Source organism: Pseudomonas sp. FBF18 (assembly GCF_024261405.1).
In the GTDB taxonomy this organism is placed as follows: Bacteria; Pseudomonadota; Gammaproteobacteria; order Pseudomonadales; family Pseudomonadaceae; genus Aquipseudomonas; species Aquipseudomonas palmensis.
Map to the genome: position 1 here is coordinate 152,199 of NZ_QKRS01000009.1, position 24,961 is coordinate 177,159.

23 protein-coding genes and 1 pseudogene are annotated in these 24,961 nt (G+C 62.9%); 9 read left to right on the forward strand and 15 right to left on the reverse strand.

Annotated elements, in window-relative coordinates; all coding sequences use genetic code 11:
• Window positions 1-8: 8 nt before the first annotated feature.
• The 4 genes from DN387_RS15950 to DN387_RS26165 are packed head-to-tail and all read right to left on the reverse strand — an operon-like array spanning window position 9 to window position 5,148.
• Window positions 9-422, reverse strand: a complete 414-nt coding sequence (locus DN387_RS15950) for a hypothetical protein (RefSeq protein WP_088513869.1) — start codon at window positions 420-422, stop codon at window positions 9-11.
• Entirely contained in the window at window positions 419-2,506 is a 2,088-nt protein-coding gene (locus tag DN387_RS15955; RefSeq protein WP_143516605.1) for an integrase, read from the reverse strand. Before DN387_RS15955 ends, DN387_RS15950 begins: the two co-directional genes overlap by 4 nt.
• Complete coding sequence (locus tag DN387_RS15960; RefSeq protein ID WP_178075054.1) at window positions 2,499-4,046, reverse strand: site-specific integrase; 1,548 nt, start codon at window positions 4,044-4,046, stop codon at window positions 2,499-2,501. The genes DN387_RS15955 and DN387_RS15960 overlap by 8 nt, the downstream gene beginning before the upstream one ends.
• Window positions 4,006-5,148 (reverse strand): site-specific integrase, encoded by a 1,143-nt coding sequence (locus DN387_RS26165; RefSeq protein ID WP_168186814.1) that lies wholly within the window; start codon window positions 5,146-5,148, stop codon window positions 4,006-4,008. The genes DN387_RS15960 and DN387_RS26165 overlap by 41 nt, the downstream gene beginning before the upstream one ends.
• Before the next feature lie 269 nt (window positions 5,149-5,417).
• On the opposite strand from DN387_RS26165, the pseudogene DN387_RS15970 reads away from it, so the two are divergent.
• Together DN387_RS15970 and DN387_RS15975 are read left to right on the forward strand one after the other, a co-directional pair.
• Window positions 5,418-5,945 (forward strand): annotated as a pseudogene (locus DN387_RS15970) (histone deacetylase); the annotation flags it as partial.
• Window positions 5,946-6,096: 151 nt separating this feature from the next.
• On the forward strand, window positions 6,097-7,332 hold the full coding sequence (locus tag DN387_RS15975; protein WP_054916357.1) for a TIGR03862 family flavoprotein: 1,236 nt from the start codon (window positions 6,097-6,099) through the stop codon (window positions 7,330-7,332).
• Window positions 7,333-7,413: 81 nt separating this feature from the next.
• On the opposite strand, the gene DN387_RS15980 is transcribed toward DN387_RS15975, so the two are convergent.
• The 3 genes from DN387_RS15980 to yedA all read right to left on the reverse strand — a co-directional run bounded on the left by DN387_RS15980 (window position 7,414) and on the right by yedA (window position 10,595).
• The gene (locus DN387_RS15980; protein ID WP_054916356.1) at window positions 7,414-8,745 is read right to left on the reverse strand and encodes a DEAD/DEAH box helicase; all 1,332 of its coding nucleotides are present in this window, start codon (window positions 8,743-8,745) and stop codon (window positions 7,414-7,416) included.
• Window positions 8,746-8,811: 66 nt separating this feature from the next.
• Window positions 8,812-9,666, reverse strand: coding sequence for a hypothetical protein (locus DN387_RS15985; RefSeq protein WP_254506115.1), 855 nt, complete (start codon window positions 9,664-9,666; stop codon window positions 8,812-8,814).
• Window positions 9,663-10,595, reverse strand: a complete 933-nt coding sequence (gene yedA, locus DN387_RS15990) for a drug/metabolite exporter YedA (RefSeq protein ID WP_058540581.1) — start codon at window positions 10,593-10,595, stop codon at window positions 9,663-9,665. The genes DN387_RS15985 and yedA overlap by 4 nt, the downstream gene beginning before the upstream one ends.
• 152 nt (window positions 10,596-10,747) lie before the next feature.
• On the opposite strand from yedA, the gene DN387_RS15995 reads away from it, so the two are divergent.
• Window positions 10,748-11,206, forward strand: coding sequence for an Lrp/AsnC family transcriptional regulator (locus tag DN387_RS15995; protein ID WP_043863869.1), 459 nt, complete (start codon window positions 10,748-10,750; stop codon window positions 11,204-11,206).
• Here the strand turns inward: DN387_RS15995 and DN387_RS16000 are convergent.
• From DN387_RS16000 to DN387_RS16010, 3 genes are all read right to left on the reverse strand, one after another.
• Window positions 11,203-11,808, reverse strand: coding sequence for a PolC-type DNA polymerase III (locus tag DN387_RS16000; RefSeq protein WP_043863870.1), 606 nt, complete (start codon window positions 11,806-11,808; stop codon window positions 11,203-11,205). The two genes, DN387_RS15995 and DN387_RS16000, sit on opposite strands and share 4 nt — an antisense overlap.
• Window positions 11,809-11,826: 18 nt before the next feature.
• The gene (locus DN387_RS16005; protein WP_043863871.1) at window positions 11,827-12,306 is read right to left on the reverse strand and encodes an NYN domain-containing protein; all 480 of its coding nucleotides are present in this window, start codon (window positions 12,304-12,306) and stop codon (window positions 11,827-11,829) included.
• Window positions 12,307-12,402: 96 nt separating this feature from the next.
• A complete protein-coding gene (locus DN387_RS16010) occupies window positions 12,403-13,158 on the reverse strand; it encodes a DUF2076 domain-containing protein (RefSeq protein WP_054916353.1) in 756 nt (251 codons plus the stop codon).
• 152 nt (window positions 13,159-13,310) lie between these two features.
• On the opposite strand from DN387_RS16010, the gene DN387_RS16015 reads away from it, so the two are divergent.
• Window positions 13,311-13,985 carry a hypothetical protein gene (locus DN387_RS16015; RefSeq protein ID WP_043863873.1) on the forward strand — a complete coding sequence of 225 codons (675 nt, stop codon included), beginning with the start codon at window positions 13,311-13,313 and terminating at the stop codon, window positions 13,983-13,985.
• Between the two features lie 63 nt (window positions 13,986-14,048).
• Window positions 14,049-15,128: an endonuclease/exonuclease/phosphatase family protein gene (locus tag DN387_RS16020; protein WP_054916373.1), complete on the forward strand. Its 1,080-nt coding sequence runs from the start codon at window positions 14,049-14,051 to the stop codon at window positions 15,126-15,128.
• A gap of 3 nt (window positions 15,129-15,131) precedes the next feature.
• On the opposite strand, the gene hrpB is transcribed toward DN387_RS16020, so the two are convergent.
• Window positions 15,132-17,657 (reverse strand): ATP-dependent helicase HrpB, encoded by a 2,526-nt coding sequence (gene hrpB, locus DN387_RS16025; RefSeq protein WP_054916352.1) that lies wholly within the window; start codon window positions 17,655-17,657, stop codon window positions 15,132-15,134.
• A gap of 118 nt (window positions 17,658-17,775) precedes the next feature.
• On the opposite strand from hrpB, the gene DN387_RS16030 reads away from it, so the two are divergent.
• On the forward strand, window positions 17,776-18,195 hold the full coding sequence (locus tag DN387_RS16030) for a hypothetical protein (RefSeq protein WP_054916372.1): 420 nt from the start codon (window positions 17,776-17,778) through the stop codon (window positions 18,193-18,195).
• Between the two features lie 21 nt (window positions 18,196-18,216).
• Complete coding sequence (locus DN387_RS16035) at window positions 18,217-19,089, forward strand: cation diffusion facilitator family transporter (protein WP_054916351.1); 873 nt, start codon at window positions 18,217-18,219, stop codon at window positions 19,087-19,089.
• Window positions 19,090-19,178: 89 nt separating this feature from the next.
• Here the strand turns inward: DN387_RS16035 and DN387_RS16040 are convergent, their stop codons facing one another.
• Entirely contained in the window at window positions 19,179-19,976 is a 798-nt protein-coding gene (locus tag DN387_RS16040) for a DUF6515 family protein (RefSeq protein ID WP_054916350.1), read from the reverse strand.
• 400 nt (window positions 19,977-20,376) lie between these two features.
• Between DN387_RS16040 and DN387_RS16045 the strand changes: the two genes are divergently transcribed.
• Window positions 20,377-20,853, forward strand: coding sequence for an Lrp/AsnC family transcriptional regulator (locus DN387_RS16045; RefSeq protein ID WP_043863878.1), 477 nt, complete (start codon window positions 20,377-20,379; stop codon window positions 20,851-20,853).
• Window positions 20,854-20,908: 55 nt separating this feature from the next.
• Window positions 20,909-21,112 (forward strand): DUF2788 domain-containing protein, encoded by a 204-nt coding sequence (locus DN387_RS16050; RefSeq protein ID WP_043863879.1) that lies wholly within the window; start codon window positions 20,909-20,911, stop codon window positions 21,110-21,112.
• On the opposite strand, the gene DN387_RS16055 is transcribed toward DN387_RS16050, so the two are convergent.
• The 3 genes from DN387_RS16055 to DN387_RS16065 all read right to left on the reverse strand — a co-directional run bounded on the left by DN387_RS16055 (window position 21,109) and on the right by DN387_RS16065 (window position 24,939).
• On the reverse strand, window positions 21,109-21,738 hold the full coding sequence (locus DN387_RS16055) for a pseudouridine synthase (protein WP_043863880.1): 630 nt from the start codon (window positions 21,736-21,738) through the stop codon (window positions 21,109-21,111). The genes DN387_RS16050 and DN387_RS16055 overlap by 4 nt on opposite strands.
• A 6-nt stretch (window positions 21,739-21,744) precedes the next feature.
• Window positions 21,745-23,217 (reverse strand): AMP nucleosidase, encoded by a 1,473-nt coding sequence (gene amn / locus DN387_RS16060; RefSeq protein ID WP_043863881.1) that lies wholly within the window; start codon window positions 23,215-23,217, stop codon window positions 21,745-21,747.
• A 69-nt stretch (window positions 23,218-23,286) separates the two neighbouring features.
• Window positions 23,287-24,939, reverse strand: coding sequence for an acyl-CoA dehydrogenase family protein (locus DN387_RS16065; RefSeq protein WP_054916349.1), 1,653 nt, complete (start codon window positions 24,937-24,939; stop codon window positions 23,287-23,289).
• Window positions 24,940-24,961: the final 22 nt, after the last annotated feature.

Genomic DNA, 24,961 nt, shown 5'->3' on the forward strand with positions numbered 1-24,961 from the left:
AGCGCCTTCTACGGCGTCCGCTGCCGGTCTGTCGGAGGTAGAGGGCAGGAAAGAAATTGCTCATCCAAACCTCGGCTGAACGCGTTATAGGCCCAGCGCACGAACTGTTCGAGCAACCGGTCATTTTCCATTCGCAGACGCTGGTTTTCCCCCTCCAGTCGCGCGATACGATCGGCGGCCGCTTGCAGCTCAGGGGTGGCAGCTTTCTTCGACACAGGTGAATCTATGAGTGCCTGCTTGCGTAGAGTGAAGGCGTGCCGAATCCGCTCGTGCTTGTGCAAAGCCTGTCGCGTATAGGTACTCCGCAAATGCCGGGAGACTGCAACGATGAGCAAATCCCAGGTCAACTTCCCGGCCCATCCGTCCAAGATCGATACAACCTGCTCAATTGCGGAGGGAGTGAGATTTCTTGAGCGGCTCATCCTTTTTCCTCTTCCGAAGAAAGCCTAGGACGCAGATTGATGCCTGTGTCCTGCCCTACCTCACTCTGTGGCACCTGGACAGAGCCCACTAACTGCTGCAGCTTCGATGCAGGCACGACACCACTGGGCCTGATCACAGCGCCAATTGGAACGCCAGGATCGTCCAGGATTGCGCACAAGTCGTTCAGCCTTTTTAACGTCAGCGTCTGATGCTCAACCCAACGGTTGGCACCAAACTGCTCCTCGCCCAGCGCCTTGAGTGCCTTCTGCAACAGTGATTCCGTTTCTTGACGATGTTTTCGTATGGCGCGTTCTCGAACAGGATCACCTTTTATACAGAGGTGCTCGTCGCAATTTGAACAGTCTCGATGTAGCTGACAGGGAAGCATCGAAAAATCATGCACGCAGTAGCCTAGATCAGTGGTGTGCGCAGTTAGAATTTTAAGCTCGGCAAATTGATCCCGACTGATCAAACTACTCTGAGGAATACTTGCAACGTGACCAGCTGACTTCTCTGGGTTACCTAAGGCCTCCCTAGCCAAAGCAAGAATGTCCCGATCAGATTGATGGTCATAGCATTTGTTCTGTGTGATCTTTGCCCGCCCGCTCCACTTAGCAACATCAAGCTGTGAAAGTCCTCCCATCTGAGCCACCGTGTTCAGATAGTGCCGAAACTGATGCGTAGTAATTTGCATTTTACCCCCGTCTTTTTCGGAAAAACCAAACCTATCAAAGATATTGATCACTGACGGGGTACCGGTTAGCTGAGCTTGAATGTAGCCTGTGTCTGGCAAAACAATCACAGCTCTATAGGTCATAATGTTATTCAGCTCGTTTTTTCGAACCAAACACAAAGCATCGCTGTACTTAAAATTACGTTTCTTATCCACATATGGGAAACCCTTTGGCTTGAGTTCAAGTATTGAACTTTCCACATCTCGAAAGGCGTACCTGGGTGCGTCCTGATGTTTAAGATCGTACGGAATAACCTCAGGCACATTGTGCCTTCTGCACCAATCCCCACCACGCCTAGTGTCGTCACCATTCAAGGGAGGATCGAGAAAAACAATCCTGCTGACTTGTTTAGGCGACAAAAGATGACAGTTACGAAGTTCTTCAAGTTCGGGAGGTAGAAACAATCGATCTGGGTTTAATTCATACCATCTAGCAATTTCTCTTGCTGGATCTGATAAGCCCCTCAGCTTTTGTACAGCATCACGCACCACACTGGCCATCGACTGAACCACCCATTTCACTTGTGGCTTTCCTCCCTTCGAAGGAAACCAGCGAAGACCGTACAAAACCTGATTACTCTTAGTGTCGAACTCTTCAACCTCACAATCAATTGATATTGAAAGCACCTCATTGATACGACTCGGCGCAGAAGCTAACACCGCACAAATACTGGAAGTAAATACGTCTCCCGGCTGCCGGGCAGCCCCAAAAATTTCCGCGATTGCTGATAGCGACTCCGGCGAGGGCAACCGTGCACGTCGGGTCGTATCAAATTCAGGCCCTACACTACGATCAATGTTTTTGGGGCATTTGAGATGATTTCGCCATGGAGCGAACAAGGAACAAAGTTGGTGTCGCATCAGAAAATTAGAAATTCTTTTAAGCTCCTCTGCAGCCATAAAAGCTGAGGCGGCCTGATAGCGATCATTGAGGATTGAGCAGGCTCTATTGAAATGCAAAAGGGTAGCTTTGACCGGCGTAATATATTCTTCCGTTTCCTCTAACGCCATTGCGAGCGCCCGTAGAGCTGCCAGCCGTGAGCTTACAGTAGTGTAAGCAACCATCGAGTAATCGTAACAACAATACGCTTTGGCAAAGTCCTTGTAAGGTTGACTGAAGCTATTAGCATCTTTGGATCCTTTCACGCTCGGGAAGCCGCGAAAAATTATTCGAGATCGAGTGTTCCTTCTTTTCAGTCTCACATAATCAGAGACGTCCCACGCATCACTTTCAAAGTCAAGATCTTCGCCAAAAACCTTGATTTGTTTTGCCAACGAAATAAAACCTTGCAGATTTTCATCCATTGTTTTCTCTTTCAGCGACTTAAACACAAAAACACTGTCATTCATCGACCTGTTTCCTTCTTTCACGGCAAAGCTGGACAACTTGAGCTACGGCGAGCACCGTACGGTCATTGATCGATGCAATACGCTCATCAGAAAAGCGCTTTTTATCCTTTAAGAGAAACTCCAGGACAGCTTCATGAGGTCCGTCCAACCAAGGTTGAAAACATTGGCAGGTATAACAAGCAAGAGGTGCGTTTAACCCACAGAAGCTATAACTACCGCAAGACCCCATAGGCCGTGCAGCTTGGTCTATTCGCAAGTCGACAATTCGACTAGATGAGTCCGAGCCGCGAACTGCTTGAGATTCATGATCAACCAATTTACCTTTGAATGCCTGAGCTAAAGGAGCCATGTGCTGAGCGGTTGCTTTATCGATGCGTACTGCAAGCTCGGGAGTTGCCGCGACATACACAGAAGCAGTATCTGTTCTCGTATGATCGAGCAGTTCCGCTATTACGTGAACACCATGCCCTTCTCGCGCAACATTTGTACCCATGGTTCTGCGAAACCGTATTGCACACATATTAATAGCTTTCCCTGTGCGCTCAGAGCAGACGGAAAGATTTTCTAGGGCCCTGACTAAAAACTTGCTAATGCTTTCGCTAGTACGGTGAAACTTGCTCCACTCGGGCAGATTCTGATCCAACCCCGAACGCAGGTTCGCAGGTATAGGAAATAAAGGTGCCTGTAAAGGGTCAGCTAGAACACTGGAAAATTCCGACCTCACATTCATTGCGTAACGAAATATCAGGCAGCCTAGTTGATTTATCAAAACCCTTGCCTTTAACTCTTGCCGAATTGATGCGTTTTGTTGCTTTGCTCTAGGAACATAGATCAAGTATGACTCAGTTCCATCATCCGCCACAGAACGTATAACGTCACAAACCTTCATCGCCGCAATCTGGATAGGCCGTGCCCCCAGAACAATAAGCAACCAGGACAGAGCATGCGCCTCTTCGGTCAGCAAACCTGCTCCGTAAGCATCAATAAGCGCGCCCTGAATACCCTCTTGTTCAATTTCAGTAAAGGGTCCTAAATCTTGGTCCCAGGTCAAAACGGCCGCGCCAAGCTCTCGACGCCGTAATTTTTTATAATCAAGGACGTAAATAATATCTTCGTTTACCCCCGGAAGCCCTAATGCGCGCCATCGGCGCAACAAAGAAAAAAGGTTTCTGGTACTGAAATCTTCCGTATCACAAAATTCCAGAATATTAATTTGAGATATTTCGCCTAACGGAACTGTACTATTCTTTTGCACCCGCATCGCAAAATTTTTCAGAGCACGAAAGTGGCCCATGAATGTTGACGGCGCCCGATTCTCGACAAACCAAACTAACGTCAGACGGAACGAATTCATAAACAGCGGAGTAAAGTTTAGTGTAGAAAAATCCATTAAAATTGAATAAAGGCCATCTTGGTAAGACCAAAGTGATTGTCGAGGATCTAGATCAACGCCCCCTTTAGTCCGAATCTGTGAAGGCAGGGGCGGAAATAGAAGTTCTTCAGCTTTGATCGGTGGTATCTTGTTTTGACTTTTTCTCATCTGAGCCTCCGGCCATGCTAATTCTGCCTTGCATTTCCAATGAAACTTCAGTTGCTTTTTTTCTAATGTGACGTTGATTGTAAACCTTCGCCATTCCAGACGTTTCAGACCACCCCATCATCCGAGAGCGTATTTTTTGCTCTAACTCAGGTGAAACCCCATGTTTATCTACAGCATCAGAAAACAGCTCATTCCAGGTGTGTCGGAGAGTATGCGGGGATAGATCGTCGGGTAGGAGTTCACAATTTAGGCGCAAGGTTTTGAAAATCTTGTTCAAACACGCAAGGCTCATAGGTCTTCCAGTTCCCATCGCTACCCATAAGAACTCATGCCGCTGTGCCCCCGGAATCATCCTTCGGTCTGACATTATGTAGTTACGGGTCAATCCCGCCAGTTCAGGATCAAGTGCCAATAACCGTGACGAGGTTTTCGTACAAGGTTGGCGCCGTCGTGGATCAGCGGGATCATCTGATCGTCTGGCAATGAAAACCTCATTACTTTGAAAGTTAATATCTGAAATTTTTATCCCGAGCAGCTCGCCTCTGCGAACCCCTAGCGAGAGTAGCCAGCGAAAAATCAGATAGTTCCTCTGCCGAACGTGGGCTCCCCCCCAAGGATTCGCCTCGAAATCTGGCGCAATATACCGCTGCATCAACTTCAAGTCGCTTTCACTCAAACCTGCTTTCGATCCACTTCCTAGATAATGCCGACCTGATGGAATTCGTGCCTGCACAGACTCCAAGACCAGCACTTTAAGTTTTTCTAACGGTAGAAAATTTGGACTGCTCGCACCAATGCCCATCAAGTGAGTGGTAGCGAGCCAACCGAGATAGCGTTTTATGTAATACAGTCTGATTGAAACAGTGCTCACGCTGACTTGAGGACTTGATTTCTCTACAGCATTTACTTTCCCACCGGGCATTGCACCTAGCGATTTTGCTACTTCAGCAGCTGGAAACTTACAGCGCCGAGCGAGAAGCTCAATTTCACAGACTGTTAAAAAGGCACCACTATATAGCCGCTCGACCAAATCAATTTTCAACTCATCAAGCACACTCAACAAAACCATTATTGACTGAAGTGCTTGCTGGATTGTGCTCACTGACAAATTCACTGCCCGCAACTCTGTCAGCACCCACAAAGTTATCTTATGGATCGGCAGACCACTCTGTCGATCACACAGTATCGGGAGGCGCTCGCCACTCTCCAATCGCACCAGCTTGATCGCATACTGAGCCATTGTTTACTTTTCCGATAGGTAAGCGCTAAGAACGCTAGCTCACCATCGACGTCGACGCCAATAAAAAACTTAAGGCTCTAATCTCTATAAGAAAAATAACTTTATGTTTACAGATGCAGAGAAGTCATCCTTTCTGCATCTTCAACGACCTGGCGGTGATCAGCCGCTACCTGCTCGAAGCCGGGCGCGTGCACCGGGTGCTGATCTTCGACTGCGACGTGCACCAGGGCGATGGCACCGCGCGCATCCTGCACGACACCCCGGACGCGATCACCGTGTCGCTGCACTGCGAACAGAACTTTCCGGCACGCAAGGCCCAGAGCGACTGGGACATCCCGTTGCCGCGCGGCATGGGCGACGCCGACTACCTGAAGGTGGTGCACGACGCGCTGAACTACCTGTTGCCGCTGTACCAGCCCGACCTGGTGCTGTACGACGCCGGCGTGGACGTGCACAAGGACGATGCGCTGGGCTACCTGCAACTGACCGACGCAGGCGTCGCTGCCCGCGACGAAGCCGTGCTGCGCCACTGCCTGGGGCGCGATATCCCGGTGGTTGGCCTGATCGGCGGCGGCTACAGCAAGGACCGCCACGCCCTGGCCCGACGCCACGGCATCCTGCACCACAGCGCACAACGGGTACTCGATTACCCACAATGACTGTGGAGCTGCCTGTGGATAACCTGAGCGCAAGCCCATCCGGCCCTTGTGGCACGGGGCCTGCACCGTACTGATCGTTTTTTGTACAGTGCCTGGGCGGGGCCGTGTCGGGTAGAATGCCCGCTCTTTTATCCCCAGCCTGCAGCCGCCCATGACCGATACTCCCCCAACCACCGCCCCCCACGTTGCCATTATCGGAGGCGGGCCGGCCGGGCTGATGGCCGCCGAGGTCCTCAGCCAGGCCGGTGTGCGGGTAGACCTGTACGACGCCATGCCCTCGGTGGGGCGCAAGTTCCTGCTGGCGGGCGTGGGCGGCATGAACATCACCCATTCCGAAGCCTACCCCGCGTTCATCTCGCGCTATGCAGAACGCGAACACGACATCGCGCGCCTGCTCGACGGCTTCGATGCAGACGCGCTGCGCGCATGGATCCACGGCCTGGGCATCGACACCTTCGTGGGGACATCCGGCCGGGTGTTTCCGCGCGACATGAAGGCCGCCCCGCTGCTGCGCGCCTGGCTCAAGCGCCTGCGCGATGCCGGGGTAGTTATCCACACCCGGCATCGCTGGCACGGCTGGGATGCCGACGGCGCCCTGCGGATCACTTGTCCACAGGGCGAGGTGAGCGTGCAGGCCGATGCCGTGGTGCTGGCGCTGGGCGGCGGCAGCTGGGCGCGGCTGGGCTCGGACGCCGCCTGGCTGCCCTGGCTGCAGGCGCGGGGTGTGGATATCTCGCCGCTGCAGGCAGCCAACAGCGGCTTCGAGGTAACGGGTTGGAGCGACGTGCTCAAGGGCAGGTTCGCCGGTGCACCGCTGAAGAACATCGCCCTGAGCCTGGCCGGCCAGGCGCCGCGCCTGGGCGAGTTCGTGCTGACCGAGGGCGGCGTCGAGGGCAGCCTGGTGTATGCCTGGTCGGCGCAGATTCGTGAAGCGATCAACCGCGAAGGTAGCGCGACGGTGCTGCTCGACCTGCTGCCGAACCGGCCTGTGGACAAGATCGAGGCGGCGCTGCGCAAACCCCGTGGTTCGCGCTCGATGGCCAGGCACCTGCACGGTCAGCTGGGCCTGGACGGGGTGAAGGCGGCGCTGCTGCGCGAGCTGACCGGGCCCGAGGTGTTTGCCGACCCGGCGCGCCTGGCGGCAGCGCTCAAGGCGTTGCCGATCACGCTGGTACGACCGCGCCCGCTGGACGAGGCGATCAGCAGCGCCGGCGGCGTGAAGTTCGAGGCGATGGATCGGCACCTGATGCTGACCCGGTTGCCGGGGGTGTTCTGTGCGGGCGAGATGCTCGACTGGGAGGCACCGACCGGCGGCTACCTGCTGACGGCGTGCTTTGCCAGTGGGCGAAGGGCGGGGTTGGGGGTGCTGGAGTGGCTGCGCCGGTGAGGCCGGCGCCTATAGGGTACGCACAGCCCTTGTAGGAGCCGGCCTTGCCGGCGAAAGGGCTGCAGCGCAGCCCGTGCCCAATCAAGGCTTGCGCTTGCGCGGCCCGGTATTGAACGTCGGCACCTTGCGCACCGGCTTGACCTGCGGCGCGGCTGCGGGGGTATCCCCGCTGTCGGTCCAGCGCCCCAGGCTGCCCTTGCCGCTGCCCTGCTTGGGCTTCTTCGGTTTCTTCGGCTTCTTCACCACCTGCCCGCTGGCGTCGGTTTCCGGCACCCGGTGCTCCGGCACGAAATCCGGCTCTTCATGGCGCGGCAAGGTCTTGCGCGTGAGCATCTCGATGGCCGACAGCATGTTCACCTCGTCGGCACACACCAGCGAAATGGCTTCGCCGGTATTGCCCGCACGCCCGGTACGCCCGATACGGTGAATGTAGTCCTCGGCCACGATCGGCAAATCGAAGTTGACCACCAGCGGCAAGTCGTCGATATCCAGCCCGCGCGCCGCCACATCGGTGGCCACCAGGATCTGGATCTCGCGCGCCTTGAAGCTGTCCAGCGCACGCTGGCGCGTGGCCTGGGGGCGATCGCCATGGATGCCGTCGGCGTTCACGCCCTGCGCCTGCAGGCGCTCCACCAGCGCATCCACACCGTTGCGGGTCTTGGCGAACACCAGCACCTGCTTCCAGCGCTGCTTGCGCAGCAGGTGCATGAACAGCTCGGGCTTGCGCTTCTTGTCCACAGGCACGACCCACTGCTTGACGCTGCTGGCCGCCACGTTGCGCGGGCTGACCTCGACGCTGAGCGGGTCATCGAGCATCTGCCCGGCCATCAGGCGGATCTCGTCGGAGAAGGTTGCGGAAAACAGCAGCGTCTGGCGCTTGACCGGCAACGCCGCGTAGATCGAGCGCAGCTCTTCGGCAAAGCCCAGGTCGAGCATGCGGTCGGCCTCGTCGAGCACCAGCGCCTGCAACTGGTTGAACTTGACCGCGTTCTGGCGGAACAGGTCGAGCAGGCGCCCGGGCGTGGCCACCAGCAGGTCGATGCCCTTGCGCAGTTTCATCATCTGCGGGTTGATGCTCACCCCGCCGTACACCGCGTAGGTGCGCAGCGGCAGGTGTTCGGCGTACTCGACGATATTGGCGTGCACCTGTTCGGCCAGCTCGCGGGTCGGCACCAGCACCAGCGCTCGTACCGAGTTGCTGGCGACCTTCTCGCCTTCCATCACCAGGCGCTGCAGCAGTGGCAGGGCGAAGCCGGCAGTCTTGCCGGTGCCGGTCTGCGCCGCCGCCATCAGGTCGCGGCCGGCCAACACGGCCGGGATGGCCGCCGCCTGCACCGGTGTCGGGGTGGTGTACTTGAGGTGCTCGAGCGCGCGCAGCAAGGGTTCAATCAGGCCAAGTTTGGCGAATGTCATGGCAATACCGTCTGGGGAATTCAGCAATGGCGCAAGTTTACCCTGTTCGCGCGGGTTCACCGAGCTTCAATCCACAGGCGGCAGGTACACGTACGTCAGGCGATCCAGGCCATTGCCGACAAACAGCGACAGCGGCCTGCCCAGCTGGCTGGCGCGCGAACGGCACAGGCCGTAGATCTCGTTCAGGCTCGAATCGCGCGCCGACATCGGCGTCCAGCTGTGCATGCCCAGCGACCCCAGTTCGAAGATCATGTGGTCGCGGACCTTCTCGCGGCTGAAGCTGACGGCTACCTGGCCGCGCTCTACCTGACTACGCAACCCGCCATCAGCGAATTCCAGGCGAACCGGCGTGCGCCTGAGCTTCTGGTCCGGGGTGCGCAGCGTCATCACGCCCTGACTGTAGTCGAGCACCTCGAAGGGCAGGTTGGCCCTGAGCCTCACCGGGACCCGGCAATCGACCTCGCCGCGCGCCGCGTTCTCGATCAGCGAGCGCATCGCTTCGCTGAGCGTAGGATGGCTCTTGATCGCGACATCGTTGGGGAAGGCCAACCGCAACGCGATCGGCTGGTCAGGTTGATCCGCGAGGGTCAGGGTGACGTTGCCGGTGACTGCCTGGCGCGCAGCCAGCACGGCGTCGACCGTTGCCTGCAGAGCCTCACGCCGCGCCGGCGTCAATACGTCGCCTGGCATGCGCAGGTTCACCACCCAAGGGGTCTCGTCATCGGCCCACATTTCCACTCGGGCCAGGTCGATCTGCTGTTCGGCCAGCAGGTTACGGACCGCTTCGGCGTAATACCGGTCTGCGTGGCCGTGGGCGTAATTGTCGATAACCGATACCTGAAACTCCAGGCCGACTTCCTGTTCATCACAACCGGACAGCATCCCAACCAACAAGCCTGCCATGGCAATACGACGCTTCACTTGGACAACTCACCCCTCAAGGCGTCAGCCGGGGTGGCCACGCTGGCCGGCACCTTGCGCCATTGCGGAACGCCGATCAACACCACCGCGCCGATGATCACTGCCATCGCCACGCACTCCTCCACGCCGATCTGCTCGCCAGCGAACAGGATGCCCAGCAGCACCGCCACCGCCGGGTTGACGTAGGCATAGCTGGTGGCCGCCGCCGGGCGCACATGCTTGAGCAGGTACATGTAGGCACTGAAGGCCAGGATCGAACCGAAGAACACCAGGTAAAGCAACGCCCCCCAGCCGGCAGCGGTCGGCATCTGGGTCATGCGTTCACCGCTGAGCGCGCTGCCCAGCAGCAGCGCAGCGCCGCCCACCAGCATTTCGGCGGCACTGGCCATCGGCCCGGCCGGCAGCGGCAGGCTCTTGCTCCACACTGAACCGAAGGCCCAGGACGCTGCAGCAAACAGGATCAGCGCAGCGCCCAGCGGGCTGGCCTGCAGGTTGGAGCCCAGGTTGAGCAGGCCGATGCCGGCCAGGCCAAGGCCGATACCGGCCCATTCCAGACGCGTGTTGCGGTGCCCGAAAAATCGCCCGAACACCAGGGTGAACAGCGGCACGGTCGCCACCGCCAGGGCTGCGACCCCGGACGCCACGCCCGCATGTTCGGCCAGGGTCACGCCGCCGTTGCCGCAGCTGAGCAGCAATATGCCGATGGCCCCGGCGGCCTTCCATTGCGCCCAGCTGGGCGCCGGCACCCCTCGCCAGCGCAGAAAGCCATACAGCAGGCTGCCGGCAATCAGAAAGCGCACCCCGGCCATCAGCAGCGGTGGCCACGACTCGATACCGATGCGGATCACCAGATAGGTCGACCCCCACACCAGGTACAAGGCCAGGAAGGCACCGATCAGCACCAGCGGAAAGCGACGGGAGGCAGGCATGGGAGGCTCGAAATCAGGGTTATGGAGCTGTAGTTTAGAAAGCCAAACGGGTAATTTTAAGTTACAAACCCTGTTTATACGGCCACCAGACTTTCGAAAAAACGGATGTTTGCCCGATTCGCCATCGTTTCAACACCTGGTACCCACGCCCCATGGACAAGTACGATCGCATGCTCCTCGCCGCCTTGCTCGACAACGGCCGCGCCTCCTTCGCCGAACTGGCGCGCAAGGTCAACCTGTCGGCCCCGGCGGTGGCCGAGCGGGTGGCCAAGCTCGAGGCCAGCGGGGTCATCACCGGCTACCAGGCCAAGGTCGACATGAGCCGGATCGGCTTGCCGATCCAGTGCGTGATCGAGCTGCGCCTGGCCAGCCACGGCAACCAGCAGACCTATGAGGACCTGGCGCGTATCCCGCAGATCACCGAGTGCCACCGGGTCACCGGCGATCCGTGCGTGATCATGCAGGCGGCGGTCGGCTCGATGCCGGAACTCGAAGAGCTGATCAACCACGTGGCGCAGTTCGGGTTCAGCAAGACCTCGATCATCCTGTCCAGCGCGGTAGAGCGACGGGTACCGCTCGGCCAGCTCGACAGCAACGGCAAGAAAGCCTAGCGGTAGCGCTTGAGGGTTTCGGCAACCTTGGCTGCCGGGACCTTCTGCAGGCTGCAGAACAGCGGGTGCGACACCTCGCTGATACCGTGGCGCTGGCGCAGTTCGCCGGCCAGGTGCTGGGCCAGGTTGGCGGCCATCTCGGCATCGGCCATGGCCCGGTGAGCGGTGCCGGTGTCGGGCAGCCCGGCCCAGCGCGTCAGGGTGCCGAGCTTGTGGTTCGGTGCAGCCGGCAGCAGGCGCCGCGAGAGCAGCATCGAACAGGCGAACGACTGCACCCGCGAGCGTCCGATCAGGCTCAGTTCGTAGTCCCAGAACTTCTGGTCGAACGAGGCGTTGTGCGCCAGCAAGGGCGTGCTGCCGACGAACTCGGCCACCTCGTTCATCACCTGCGCATTGGCCGGCGCACTGCGCAGCATGGCGGTAGTGATGCCGGTCAGCCCGGCGACAAAGGCCGGTACCGGCACGCCGGCATTCATCAGGCTCTGGTAGCGATCGACGATGCGCCCGCGTTCGAGCATCACCACCGCCACTTCGGTGGCGCGGCAGTAGGCACCCGGCGAGATGCCGGTGGTTTCAAAGTCGATGACCGCAATACGTTCCACAAAAACCTCGGGTAGCTCTCAGTGCTTGAGCAGGAGTGCGCCTTCGATGGGCACATAGCGGGTGGCGGCGCGAATCAGCGAGTTGGCGGTGAGCCCCGGTACGCCATAGGCCACCGCTTCGGCGCCATGACGGTTGATCACCCGTTCCAGCAGCAGGTCGAAATCGCCATCGCCGGAGGCCAGCACCACTTCGTCGACCCGCGAAGCGGCGTCGATCACGTCCAGGGTGATGCCCACGTCCCAGTCGCCCTTGGCCGAGCCGTCGCTGCGCTGGATATAGGGTTTGAGTTTGACCGTGAAACCGAGGTTGCGCAGGATCTGCTGAAACTGCTGCTGCTTGCTGTCGCCGCGGTCGATGGCATAGGCCACCGCCTCGACGATCTCGCCGTCCTGGCTGACGTGCGCCCAGAAGGCGGCGTAGTTGAAATGACAACCATAGGCCTGGCGCACGGTGTAGTAGAGGTTCTGGACATCGGCGAACACCGCAATCTTCTTCACCGCACTTCCTCGTCACGCCAGGGGCCGGCCCCGCATACCGGGGCCGTTTCGGCGCCCAGTATGCCAGCCTGACGGCAGTACGGGTATGTGCGCGGCTCAGACGAAGGAATCGTCGTCCGAAAAAAAGCCGCCGCCATCGTCACCGTAGTCGGTGTCCATGAAGCCGCCCTGATCATTGCCGTAGCCACCGTTGTCGGCGGTCAGGCGCTGCTCGTCGTTGCCGCCCCAGCCGCTGTCGCTGGCCGGTGCCGGGGCTTCGTTGATGATCTCGGTGACTTCCTGGGGCTGCGACGAATGATGGCCGAACAGGCTGCTGATGCCCTGCGCCAGCATCACCCCGCCTGCCACGCCGGCGGCGGTCTGCAGTGCACCGCCCAGAAAGCTGCTGGCGCCGCCGCGGGCCGGTGCGGCCTGGGGCGCGGCGTTGAAACCCTGCTGCTGAGGGGCCACGCCGGGCCCGCCAAAGCCGCTGGCCGGTTCACGCCAGCCGCCACCACTGGTGGCAGGTGCCGGGGCCGGCTGGGCCGCGCGCTGCGGCTGCGGCTCGGGTTGCCGTGCCCCCCCGCCGAAGATGCTCGACAGGAAGCCGCCGCTGCTCGGCGCAGTGGCCGCCACCTGTGCGCGGGCCTGGTTCAGATCGGCCTGCAATTGCCTGTTCTGTTCATCGAGGCGCTTGAGCGCGGCCTCCTGCACCAGAATCGCCTGGGCCATGTAGTAAGGGGCCGACGGCTGTTGCTGCAGGTGCTCGGCAATGCGCGCCTGGGCCTGGGCATCACGCGGTGCGCCTTCGCTCTCGGCTTGCTTGAGGCGGCCGAACAGGCCGTCGATCAAGGTTTGTTCTTCGTGGTTCATGGGGCGACCTCACTGGATAGCCGGGGGATTACAGGTGAGCACTAGATGGGGTCCCAGCATGGGCGATTCAATCGGCCCGCGGCATGAAACTTTGTTCAGGTTCGACCGCTGGGCTAAAGTAGCGGCCTGCTCTGTCACTGCGATATCGACTGATGAATCCGCTTAGCGTTCTGCAAGACTCCTTGTATTTCTTCCGCCGCCACCTGCTGAGCATCGCCAAGCTGTGCCTGCCGCTGATCGTCATCGAAACGCTGCTGGCCCAGGCGATCTATGCACAGTTCGGCAGCCAGACCCGTACCCTGGCCTACGGCATGCTGCTGGGCCTGGTGTTCTACCCGCTCTACAGCGGCGCACTGATCCTCTACCTGGACGCCCGCAGCCAGGGTGAAGAGCCGCGCAAGCGCGACCTGCTGGCCATGTCGCTGCGCCTGTGGCCCTCGTTCGCGCTGCTGATGATCGTCTGCCTGCTGCTGATCGTGGCCGGCTGCGCGCTGTTCATCCTTCCGGGCATCTGGGTGATGGTCAACCTGGTGTTCGCCGAGTACCTGCTGGTGCTGCGCGGCCTGCAACCGCTGCCGGCCATGCGTCAGAGCTTCGAGCTGTGCAAGGGCCACTTCTGGCAGATCCTGGTGTGCATGATCGTGGCCATGATCCCGTTGTGGCTGATCGATGCGCTGACCCGCAGCCTGATCGGCGAAGAGCCCGAGCTGTGGCTGGAACTGCTGGTGGGCAGCTTCAACGGCTTCCTCACCCTGTTCAGCACCCTGGTGAGCTTTCGCATGTTCATGCTGGTCACCGAGCCGCCGCTGGCCCGCGACCCGAGCTGAACCAAGCAGGCGACGAACGGCTCGGGTATGCTGCGGGTTCACCTGCGACGCCAAGCCGAGCCGATGATCCGACTACTGCGCAATGCCCTGCTGACCCTGCTGCTGATACTTGCCCTGCTGTGGCTGCTGGCCAGTCACCTGAGCTGGCAACCCGAGCCGCGCGAGGCCCTGCCGGTGGCCTGCCGTGGCACGGCCACGCCGCTGGTGCCGGGCCAGATGCTCAAGGTCATGAGCTGGAACATCCAGTACCTGGCCGGCAAGGGCTACGTGTTCTGGTATGACGAAGGCCGGGGCAGTGACACCCGCCCTACCGAACAGGACCTGGCGTTCAACCTCGACGAGGTGGCGCGGGTGATCCGCGCCGACAACCCCGACATCGTGCTGTTGCAGGAACTGGACACCAACGCCAAGGCCAGCGCCTACCAGGACCAGCTGGCCCTGCTGCGCGAGCGTCTGGCCGACCTCTACCCCTGTGCGGTGCAGGCCTACGACTGGAAGGCGGACTTCGTGCCCGACCGGCATGTGTTCGGCAGCGTCGGCCGCGGCCTGGCGACCCTGAGCCGCTACCCCATCCAGCAGGCCGAACGCCTGGTCCTGCCCTCGGCCCCCGACAACGCCCTGAGCCGCCTGCTGCAGCCGCAACAGGCGGTGCTGGCCAGCTACCTGCCGCTGCGTGATGGCGGCTCGCTGGCGGTGCTCAACACCCACCTGACGCCGTTCGTTCCCGGCAGCGATATCCAGCGCCAGCAGGTGCGCCAGCTCGGCACGCTGCTCGACAAGCTCGAAAGCCAGGGCACGCCGTGGCTGATCGGTGGCGACTTCAACCTGCTGCCGCTGGGCCAGTACCGCCGGCTCACCCCCGAGCAGCGCCAGCACTATGGCGCCGACAGCGACCTGCACTTGCTGTGGGACAAGTATCCGATGATCCCCAGCAACGCCGAAGCCGGTGGCGCCGAGCGCAGCGCCTGGCTGACCCACTACCCCAACGACCCGCGCCTGAACGGCCCGGACCGCACCCTGGACTACCTGTTCCACAGCCCCAAGCTGCAGCGCCTGAGCGCCCGGGTGCTGCAGCAGGACACCCTGCAGATTTCCGATCACCTGCCGCTGAGCGCGCGCCTGCTGTTGCCGACGCCGCCCTAGCGGCTACTTGCGCGGTTTGGCCCGCGCGGTGGCTTCGGCCACCAGCGGGTCGTCCGGCCAGTAGTGCTTGGGGTAGCGGCCCTTGAGGTCCTTCTTCACTTCGGCGTAGGTGCTGCGCCAGAAATTGGCCAGGTCCTGGGTCACCTGCACCGGGCGCCGTGCCGGTGACAGCAGGTGCAGCAACACCTGCTGGCGGCCCTGGGCGATGCGCGGGGTTTCGGCCAGGCCGAACAGTTCCTGCAAGCGCACCGCCAGAATCGGCGGCGTCTCGCTGTAGTCCAGGCGGATGTTGGAACCCGAGGGCACGCTGATGTGCACCGGCGCCCATTCGTCCAGGCGCTGCGGCAGCGGCCAGGGCAGCAGGTTGCGCAGGATGGACGACAGGTCGAGCTGGGCAAAATGACTGAGCCGGGTGACCTTGCTCAGGTAGGGTTGCAGCCAGTGCTCAAGGCTGGACAGCAAGGCCGCGTCGCTCAGGTCCGGCCATTCGCTCTGGCCTGCCGCCGCAACATCCAGCCCGCGCAACAGTGCCACCCGCGCCTGCCACTGGCGCAGCTCCGGGGTCCAGGGCAGCAGCTCCAGGCCCTTGCGCCGCACCAGGTCAAGCAGCGCCCGCGCACGCGCATCCTCACCCAGCCCGGTCAGCGGCTCGCGGCTGAGCACCAGTTCGCCGACCTTGCGCTGGCGCTCGGCACGCAGCACGTTCTCACGCTCGTCCCAATCCAGTTGATCCACGCGGCGCACCTGCTCGGCGAGCACGTCGTCGAACAGCGCCGGGTCGAGTTCGGCCGCCAGGTAGATGCGCTCTTCGCGCTGCCCCTGGCGGCTGCCGAGGTCGGCGATCACCAGCCAGGGTTGCTTCATCAGCGCGTCGGCCTCACCGAACAGCGCCGCACGCCCGTTGGCCAACCGGTACTCGGCGCCGCCGGCACGGCGCTGCTGGGCGACCCGGTCGGGGTAGGCCAGCGCCAGCAGGGCACCGAGCCAGCGGGAATGTTCGGGGTCGGCCACGGCCGCGCCGGCCTTGCCGCGCAGGTAGCTGCGGTACTGGCGGGACAGTTGTCGCGCCCGCTGCACCCCGCCCTGCCCGCCTCGGGCTGCACGGGTTTCGCCACTGAGCAGGGCCAGCCGGCTGTGCAGGTCGGCGCCCGCCCCGCGCAGAATGTCGCGCTCGCCCAGCAGTGCCGCCACATCGCAGGCCATCTGGGCCAGGCCAAGGTCCTGGCCGCGCAAAAGCAGGTGTGCGATGCGCGGGTGTGCCGGCAACTCGGCCATGGCCTGACCATGCTCGGTCAGCGCCAGCAACTGCCCCGGCCTGAGCGCCCCCAGGCGCACCAGCAGGTCCTGGGCCTGGGCATAGGCCGCCGCCGGTGGCAGGTCGAGCCAGCACAGCTGCGCCGGGGCCACGCCCCAGCGGGTCAATTGCAGGGCCAGCCCGGCAAGGTCGGCCTGCAGGATCTCGGCGCTGCCGTAGGCAGCCAGTTGGTCATGCTGGGCCTCGGACCACAGCCGATAGCACACGCCCGGTTCCAGCCGTCCGGCGCGCCCGGCCCGCTGGGTGGCGCTGGCGCGCGAGATGCGCTGGGTATCGAGGCGGGTCATGCCGCTGCCGGGGTCAAAACGCGGCACCCGCGCCAGCCCGGCGTCGATCACCACCCGCACGCCGTCGATGGTCAGGCTGGTTTCGGCGATGTTGGTCGCCAGCACCACCTTGCGCAGGCCCGCGGCCGGCGCCTCGATGGCGGCGCGCTGGGCCGCGAGATCGAGCTCACCGTGCAGCGGGCACAGCAGGATCTCGCGCCGCTCACCCAGGGCCTCCTGCAAGGCCTGGTGCACACGGCGGATCTCGGCCTGGCCTGGCAGGAATACCAGCAGGCTGCCCGGCTCGTCGGCCAGCGCCTGCAACACCGTGTCGACCACCCGCGGCTCGACGAACTCGCCGGGCTGGAACGGCCGCCCCCAGCGCATCTGCACCGGGTACATGCGCCCCTCGCTGCTGATTACCGGGGCGTCGTCGAGCAACGCGGACAGGCGCTGCCCTTCCAGCGTGGCGGACATCAGCAGGATCTTCAGCGGCGGCTCATCACGCAGCAGCTCGCGGCCGTTGAGGCTCAGGGCCAGGGCCAGGTCGGCATCCAGGCTGCGCTCGTGAAATTCGTCGAAGATCAACAGGCCCACCCCGTCCAGCGCCGGGTCGTCCTGCAGGCGCCGGGTGAGGATGCCTTCGGTGACCACTTCGATGCGGGTGCGCGGGCCGACCTTGCTGTCCAGGCGAATGCGGTAACCGACGGTTTCGCCCACCGCCTCGCCCAGTTCGCTGGCCAGCCGCTCGGCTGCCGCGCGGGCAGCCAGCCGGCGCGGTTCGAGCATCAGGATGCGCTGGCCGGCCAGCCACGGCTCATCGAGCAGGGCCAGTGGCACGCGGGTGGTCTTGCCGGCGCCCGGCGGTGCCTCGAGCACGGCTTCGTGGCGCTGCTGCAAGGCGGTGCGCAAGGCCGGCAGCACGGCATCGATCGGTAATGAATTCATGGTAGCCCTCGAACAATCGGCCGAGTATAACGGCGAACCGAGCCTGCCTTATCATGGTCTTAGCTGCACCCTCCGGCATTTCGCCGGTAGCGGTGCGGCCTACTTTGCGGAGATTCACATGCGTATTCCTTCACGCCTTATCGGCGGTGCCGTGGTTGCTGCCCTGCTGACCCAGCTGACGGCTTGCGGCACCCTGTTCTTCCCCGACCGGCGCGGCCAGATCGAAGGCAAGGTCGACCCGGTGATCGTGGCGCTGGATGCCATCGGTATCCTGTTCTACGTGATCCCCGGGCTGATCGCCTTCGGCATCGACTTTGCCACCGGTGCCATCTACCTGCCCGGCGGCAAGACCGCCCAGGTCGACCCGCACACGCTGAACAAGGCCATCGCTGCCGATGGCAAGGTCGACAAGGTGCGCCTGCAGGCCATCCTGGAGAGCGAGCTGGGCCAGCGCCTGCCGCTGAACGACCCGCGCCTGATCCAGCACAAGGGCAGCGTTGAACAACTGGCGATGTACGGCCTCAAGCCCGCCGCCTGACCGCCCGCACAAGGACGACCGATGAACACCAGCGCCGAACACGCCCGCCTGCTGCGCCTGGCGACCAATGCCTCGCTCGGGGTCGCCAGCATCCTGATCGTGAGCAAGGCGGTGGCCTGGTGGCTCAGCGGCTCGGTCAGCCTGCTGGCCGGCCTGACCGACTCGATGCTCGACGGCGTGGCCTCGTTCCTCAACCTGCTGGCGGTGCGCTATGCCCTGCGCCCGGCCGATGACGATCATCGCTACGGGCACGGCAAGGCCGAGGCACTGGCCGGCATGGCCCAGGCACTGTTCATCGGGGTGAGCGCGGTACTGATCGGCGTACAGGCGGTCGAACGCCTGAAAAACCCCACGCCGCTGGGTGATGCCACGGTGGGCATTGTCGTGATGCTGCTGTCGCTGGGGCTGACCGTCGCCTTGCTGATGGTGCAGGCCAGGGTGGTGCGCCTCACCGGCTCGACCGCCGTGCGCGCCGACTCGCTGCACTACCGCTCCGACCTGCTGCTCAATGCCAGCATCCTGGTCGCGCTGGTGCTGGCGCGGTTCGGCTGGCCACAGGTGGATGCGTACTTTGGGCTGGGCATCGCGCTGTACATTCTATGGAGTGCCTTGCAGATCGCCCGTGAAAGCTCGGCCATCCTGATGGACAAGGAGCTGCCCGGCGAGGTGAGCGAGCAGATGATGACACTGGTGTGCGCGGTGCCTGGCGTGCAGGGCGCGCATGACCTGCGCACCCGGGTGTCGGGCAACCGCTGGTTCGTGCAGGTGGACCTGGAGCTGCCGGGCACCTTGACGCTGACCGAGGCCCACGTGCTGTGCGATGCGGCAGCGGCGGCGATCCGCCGGGAGTACCCCAAGGCCGAAGTGCTGGTGCATGCCGACCCGGTGGAGTGACACAGCAGCCCCTTCGCCGGCAAGGCCGGCGCCTACGGGATTCACGCTGTGCGTGTAGGAGCCGGCCTTGCCGGCGAAGCTGTTGCGCTTCAGTTGACGCTGTAACCGCGCCCGCTCAAACACGCCCCCAGCGCCCGTCGATAGGTGTCCGCCACCTGCGCCGCAGGCGCGTAGGTCGCCGATGCCGGGTCGAACCCGGTCTGCTGCACCGCCCAGCGGTGACACTGGTAGCGGTCCTGATCGACCTGCTGTGGCGACTGCCCGTTGGCCGGGTAGGCAATCACGTCATAGCCATTGCCCGGTTGCGCCGGCGCCGCAGCCACCGGCGGGCTTACCACCACATAGTCGCGGCTGTCGTCCAGGTACTGGTAATAGGTGCCTGCAGCCAGAAAGAACAGCGCACTGCCCACCCACACCTGCCGCGCATAGTCGGGCAGGTAGTTCACCCGTACCCCGTAAGGCGGCGCCACCACCACGTAATGCGGCCCCTGCGGGCGATACCAGTAGCCACCGGAATAGTAGTAGTCACTGCCACGATACGGCACGCGCCGGTACGGTTCCGGGAAGCGGTCTATGGTGTGCCCCGGCCGATACTGAGGCCCGGGGCCCCAGCCATTGCCGTGCCCTTCGCCAGGGCGCTGCCCCGGCCCGCCGGCCTGCCAGTGCTGATTGGCGTCATTGCGCCGCGGCACGTCCTGATAGTACCCCTGGCGTGGCGGCTGGGTCTGGCGAACCTCGTCCGGGCGCGCGTTGAGCGGCGAGGACGCAGGCGGGCGCTCGCCGCCATTGGGGTCCTGCTGTGGTCCGCGACGCTCGTCCTGGGCCTGTACGCCCAGGCTCAGGCAAAGCAGACCAACACCTGCCAACTGCCAGATGCGCGACTTCATGCTGTTTCTCTCCCGCTGGCATTCATGGCCTACTCTATCAGGCCGCCTGCCACGCGCCAGCAGGCGCCAGATGAAATTGCGGACATTAAAAAAGGGTGACCCTGAGGCCACCCTTCGAGATTTTCGTCCGTGCTCGGCGCTTGTGACGCCGGCTCACCTCACGCTGTCTTGTGAACAGTGTGCAGCCCGGGGGCCGAGCACAACCCGGTGGGGTTGCTGGCCGCAGCGCCCCTGATTGGGGCCGCCGCTGTGGACATGTGTCCGGGCAGTGATTCTGTTGACCATCATAGGCAAGCGCTGCGACAGAGGATTGCTAAAATTGCTCAACAAAACATTACTTGCGCAATTTTTAACTAAGGATTGATAATCCGCAGCAATCGAAACAGAAAAGGCTTCATTCATGAGCAAGCTCGACCGATACGACCTGAGCATTCTTGCCGAACTGCAGCGCGATGCGCGCATCTCCAACCAGGAACTGGCCGAACGGATCGGCCTGTCGCCCTCGCCCTGCTCGCGGCGGGTAAAGCAACTGGAGGACGATGGCTACATCTCGCGCCAGGTCGCCCTGCTCGACCGCAAGAAGCTGGGCCTGAGCCTCACCGCCTACGTGCTGATCGGCATGGACCGACACACCCCCGAGCGCTTCGAAACCTTCGAGGCCGCCATCCGCAGCCTGCCCCAGGTGCTGGAGTGCAGCCTGGTCACCGGCATGGATGCCGACTACCAGCTCAAGGTAGTGGTGCCAGACATGGACCACTACCAGAAGCTGCTGCTCGGCCACCTGACCCGCATCGAAGGCGTCACCAGCGTGCGTTCGAGCTTCGTGCTCAACCAGGTGCTGGCCAGCACCGAGCTGCCCCTTACGCACCTGCGTTAGTCAGCGCTGCGGGCCGGGCGTATAATCGCGCGCTTCAACCTGGCGGAGAAGATCGATGGATCCTGCGTTGTTCGAAGAATGGATGATGACCATCCTGGTCACCATCCTGATTGGTTTCATGGGTTTCATCGTCTGGGACCTGGCGAAAAAATCCAAGGCTGGCAAGTTCGGCACCTTCATCCTGTTTTTCGTGCTGGGCCTGGGCATTCTCGCCTTCGTCATCAAGAGCGTGGTCATCGGCTTCATCGAAGGCGTCTAGCGCCGCGCCGGCACCTCGCGCCAGCAGCCCTGGTCCAGCCCATCCAGGCTCCAGTCGCCGATCCGCACGCGCACCAGGCGCAGGGTCGGCAAGCCTACCGCCGCGGTCATGCGTCGCACCTGGCGGTTGCGCCCTTCCTTGATCACCAACTCCAGCCAGGCGGTCGGCACGCTCTTGCGAAAGCGTACCGGCGGGTTGCGCGGCCACAGTTGCGGCTCTTCCAGATGACGCGCCTGGGCCGGCAAGGTCATGCCGTCATTCAGTTGCACACCCTCGCGCAAGCGCTGCAGCTGCTCCTCGGTCGGCTCGCCCTCCACCTGTACCCAGTACGTCTTGGGCAACTTGTGCCTGGGGTCGGCAATGCGCGCCTGCAACTGGCCGTCATTGGTCAGCAGCAACAACCCTTCGCTGTCGCGGTCCAGACGCCCGGCCGGGTATACGCCCGGTACATCGATGAAGTCCTTGAGGGTGGCGCGGCCCTCGCCGTCGCTGAACTGGGTCAGCACGTCGAAGGGCTTGTTGAACAGGAGCAGGCGCGGCGCGGCCGGCGGCGCCTTGGCCTGGCGACGCGGGCCGGCGGGTTTGGCCGCGGCGGGCCGCGGCTTGGAACGGGGGGGTAACGGCATGGGGCCTCAGCGGAACGGCGGCTCGTCGAAACTGCGCAGTTTACGCGAGTGCAGCGAGTTCAGTTCGGTGCGCAGCAGGTCGAGCGCCGCAATACCTATCTTCAGGTGCTGGCTGACCGCCCGGTTGTAGAAGGCGTTGGCCGCCCCCGGCAGCTTGATCTCGCTGTGCAGCGGCTTGTCGGACACGCACAGCAAGGTGCCGTAGGGCACGCGCAGGCGGTAGCCCTGGGCGGCGATGGTGCCGCTTTCCATGTCCACTGCCACAGCCCGCGACAGGTTGATCAACGGGCGCTCCTGGGCCCAGCGCAGCTCCCAGTTGCGGTCGTCGTAGGTCAGCACGGTGCCGGTGCGCAGGCGCTTTTTCAGCTCGTCGCCACGTTCGCCGGTCACCTGCGCCGCCGCTTCCTGCAACGCCAGCTGCACCTCGGCCAGGGCCGGGATCGGAATATTGGGCGGCAGCACACGGTCAAGGATGCCGTCGCGGCGCATGTAGGCGTGGGCCAGCACGTAGTCGCCGATGGTCTGGGATTGGCGCAGGCCGCCGCAGTGGCCGATCATCAGCCAGCAGTGCGGGCGCAGCACCGCCAGATGGTCGGTGATGTTCTTGGCGTTGGACGGGCCCACGCCGATATTGACCAGGGTGATGCCATGGCCGTCGGCAGCAATCAGGTGATACGCCGGCATCTGGTAGCGGTGCCACACCACCCCGGCCACCAGCGCCTGTGCCTCGCCATTGTCCATGGCCTTTTCGATCACCACGTTGCCCGGCAGCACCATGCGCACGAAGCGCGGGTCTTGGCGCAGTTGCTCCAGGCCGTGGGTGATGAACTGGTCGACATAGCGGTGGTAGTTGGTGAGCAGGATCCATGGCTGCACATGCCGCCAGTCGCTGCCGGTGTAATGCACCAGCCGGCGCAGCGAGAAATCGACCCGCGCCGCGTCGAACAGCGCCAGCGGCAGCGGGTCGACGTTGGCCCAGTCGTACAGCCCGTCGGCGATGCCGTCGGTGGCCGCCGACAGGTCGGTGCTGGGGAACACCCGCGCCAGCGCCGCAGCGGTGATGCCGGTGCCGGCCAGTTCATCGCCCTGCTCGACCACATAGGGGTAGGGAATGTTCTGCTCGCTCAGCCCCACTTCGACCGTCACGGTAAAGTCGCGCATCAAGGGCCCGAGCTGCTCCAGCAGGTAGCCGCGAAACGCGGCCGGCTGAGTCACGGTGATGCTGTAGGTGCCCGGCAACTGAACCTTGGCGTAGGCCCGGGTGATCACCGGTACGTCACCCTGATACTGGTAGGTCAGGCGCAGTTCGGGGTAACGAAACTGCGCGCGCTCGGCCGCATTGGGCTCGGTGCGGTCCTTGAGGTAGCGCTTTAGCGCCTGGCTCAGTGCGGCGGTGGCGGATTCGTGCAAGGCGGCCAACTGGTCGACGGCTTGCTCGGCGGTTTCCACGACAACGAAGGTTTCATCGGTACGGCTCACAATGTACTTCCTGTCTGTCTGACATGCATGGGCCCATCTTGCCTATATCCGCCGGCAAAGGCACGCACGTTAGAGCGGCCAGTTCGGTGTGGCCCGCTGCACCAGCGCCGCCACGTCCGCCCCGCGCGGCAACGTGCCGTAGACCCGGCCGCTGCCGGACAGCCGGCTGCCGATGAAGGCGTCACTGACCGCCGCATTGCCGGCCTCCAGCAACAGCTTGGCCTGCACCGCCAGGGCGATGTCCTCGGTGAGCTGGCGGGCGCGGTACTGGATGTCGCCGGTATCGGCGAAGGCCGCCTTGAGGTTGCCGATGTGTGCGGCCAGACGCGGGTCGCCATGGCCATCGCCCAGCTCCGCAAACAGCGTGTCCAGTACACCGGGCTCCTTGGACAGGGCACGCAACACGTCCAGGCACTGCACGTTGCCCGAGCCTTCCCAGGTCGAGTTGACCGGGGCCTCGCGGTACAGCCGGGGCAGGATGCTCTCTTCCACGTAACCGGCGCCGCCCATGCATTCGGCGGCCTCGTTGATCATGGCCGGCGCGCGCTTGCAGATCCAGTACTTGCCCACCGCCGTCATCAGCCGCGCAAAGCGCGCCTGGTGCGGGTCGTCGGGCTGGTCCAGCGCATGCCCCATGCGCAGGCTCAGGGCCAGCGCCGCCTCGCTTTCCAGGGCCAGGTCGGCGAGCACGTTCTGCATCAATGGCTGCTCGGCCAGCACCCGGCCCCCGACCGTGCGGTGGGCGCAGTGGTGCGCGGCCTGGGTCAGGGCCTGGCGCATCAGCGCGCTGGAGCCGACCATGCAGTCGAAACGGGTCATGGCCACCATCTCGATGATGGTCGGCACGCCACGGCCTTCCTCGCCGATCATCCAGGCCAGGGCGCCGCGAAACTCCACCTCGCTGGACGCGTTCGAACAGTTGCCCAGCTTGTTCTTCAGGCGCTGGATATAGAACTGGTTGCGCGTGTCGTCCGGGCGATGGCGCGGCAGCAAAAAGCAGCTCAGGCCCTTGTCGGTCTGTGCCAGGGTCAGGAACGCGTCGCACATCGGTGCCGAACAGAACCACTTGTGGCCCACCAGCTCGTAGGCCTGGCCCGGCCCCGGCGCGCCCACCGGGTAGGCCCGGGTGGTATTGGCACGCACATCGGTACCGCCCTGCTTCTCGGTCATGGCCATGCCCAGCGTAACCCCCACCTTGTGCCGGTCGCCGACATTGCGCGGGTCGTAGGCGGTGGCCAGCACCTTGGGTACCCAGTACTCGGCCAGCTCCGGTTGCAGCCTGAGCGCCGGCACCGCGGCAAAGGTCATGGTCAGCGGGCAGCCGCTACCGGCTTCGGCCTGGCTGTGCAGGTAGGTCATCGAAGCACGGGCCACATGCGCACCGGCACGCGGCTCGGCCCAGGGCAGCGAGGGCAGGCCATGCTCGATGGCAGTCCGCATCAGCTCATGGTAGGCCGGGTGAAACTCCACCAGATCGATCCGATGCCCATAACGGTCATGGCTGCTGAACTGCGGCTTGTTCTGGTTGGCCAGAAAGCCTGCGGCCATCAGCGGCCCACCGGCCAGCGCGCCGTAGGCATCGATACGTGCCTCGGCCCAGCCTGCGCCGTAATGGCGCGACCATTGCTGCAGCGGCAGGTCGAGGCGATACAGATTGGCGCCGTCGAGGCTGGGCGGCTGGTTGGTGACTTCGTGGGTTTCGGCGTACTGGTGCAGGTTCATCGGGGGCTCCTGGCAGATCCGG

Bases quoted from the DNA above. Each gene is read 5' to 3' on its own strand.
- DN387_RS15995 (WP_043863869.1), top strand. From the start codon at position 10,748: ATGGACAAGTACGATCGCATGCTCCTCGCCGCCTTGCTCGACAACGGC.
- DN387_RS15950 (WP_088513869.1), bottom strand. From the start codon at position 422: ATGAGCCGCTCAAGAAATCTCACTCCCTCCGCAATTGAGCAGGTTGTA.
- yedA (WP_058540581.1), bottom strand. From the start codon at position 10,595: ATGCCTGCCTCCCGTCGCTTTCCGCTGGTGCTGATCGGTGCCTTCCTG.
- DN387_RS15975 (WP_054916357.1), top strand. From the start codon at position 6,097: ATGACCGATACTCCCCCAACCACCGCCCCCCACGTTGCCATTATCGGA.
- DN387_RS16050 (WP_043863879.1), top strand. From the start codon at position 20,909: ATGGATCCTGCGTTGTTCGAAGAATGGATGATGACCATCCTGGTCACC.
- DN387_RS15980 (WP_054916356.1), bottom strand. From the start codon at position 8,745: ATGACATTCGCCAAACTTGGCCTGATTGAACCCTTGCTGCGCGCGCTC.
- DN387_RS16035 (WP_054916351.1), top strand. From the start codon at position 18,217: ATGAACACCAGCGCCGAACACGCCCGCCTGCTGCGCCTGGCGACCAAT.
- DN387_RS16045 (WP_043863878.1), top strand. From the start codon at position 20,377: ATGAGCAAGCTCGACCGATACGACCTGAGCATTCTTGCCGAACTGCAG.
- DN387_RS16020 (WP_054916373.1), top strand. From the start codon at position 14,049: ATGATCCGACTACTGCGCAATGCCCTGCTGACCCTGCTGCTGATACTT.
- DN387_RS16065 (WP_054916349.1), bottom strand. From the start codon at position 24,939: ATGAACCTGCACCAGTACGCCGAAACCCACGAAGTCACCAACCAGCCG.
- DN387_RS15955 (WP_143516605.1), bottom strand. From the start codon at position 2,506: ATGAATGACAGTGTTTTTGTGTTTAAGTCGCTGAAAGAGAAAACAATG.
- DN387_RS16010 (WP_054916353.1), bottom strand. From the start codon at position 13,158: ATGAACCACGAAGAACAAACCTTGATCGACGGCCTGTTCGGCCGCCTC.
- DN387_RS16015 (WP_043863873.1), top strand. From the start codon at position 13,311: ATGAATCCGCTTAGCGTTCTGCAAGACTCCTTGTATTTCTTCCGCCGC.
- DN387_RS16055 (WP_043863880.1), bottom strand. From the start codon at position 21,738: ATGCCGTTACCCCCCCGTTCCAAGCCGCGGCCCGCCGCGGCCAAACCC.
- hrpB (WP_054916352.1), bottom strand. From the start codon at position 17,657: ATGAATTCATTACCGATCGATGCCGTGCTGCCGGCCTTGCGCACCGCC.
- DN387_RS16030 (WP_054916372.1), top strand. From the start codon at position 17,776: ATGCGTATTCCTTCACGCCTTATCGGCGGTGCCGTGGTTGCTGCCCTG.
- DN387_RS15960 (WP_178075054.1), bottom strand. From the start codon at position 4,046: ATGAGAAAAAGTCAAAACAAGATACCACCGATCAAAGCTGAAGAACTT.
- DN387_RS16040 (WP_054916350.1), bottom strand. From the start codon at position 19,976: ATGAAGTCGCGCATCTGGCAGTTGGCAGGTGTTGGTCTGCTTTGCCTG.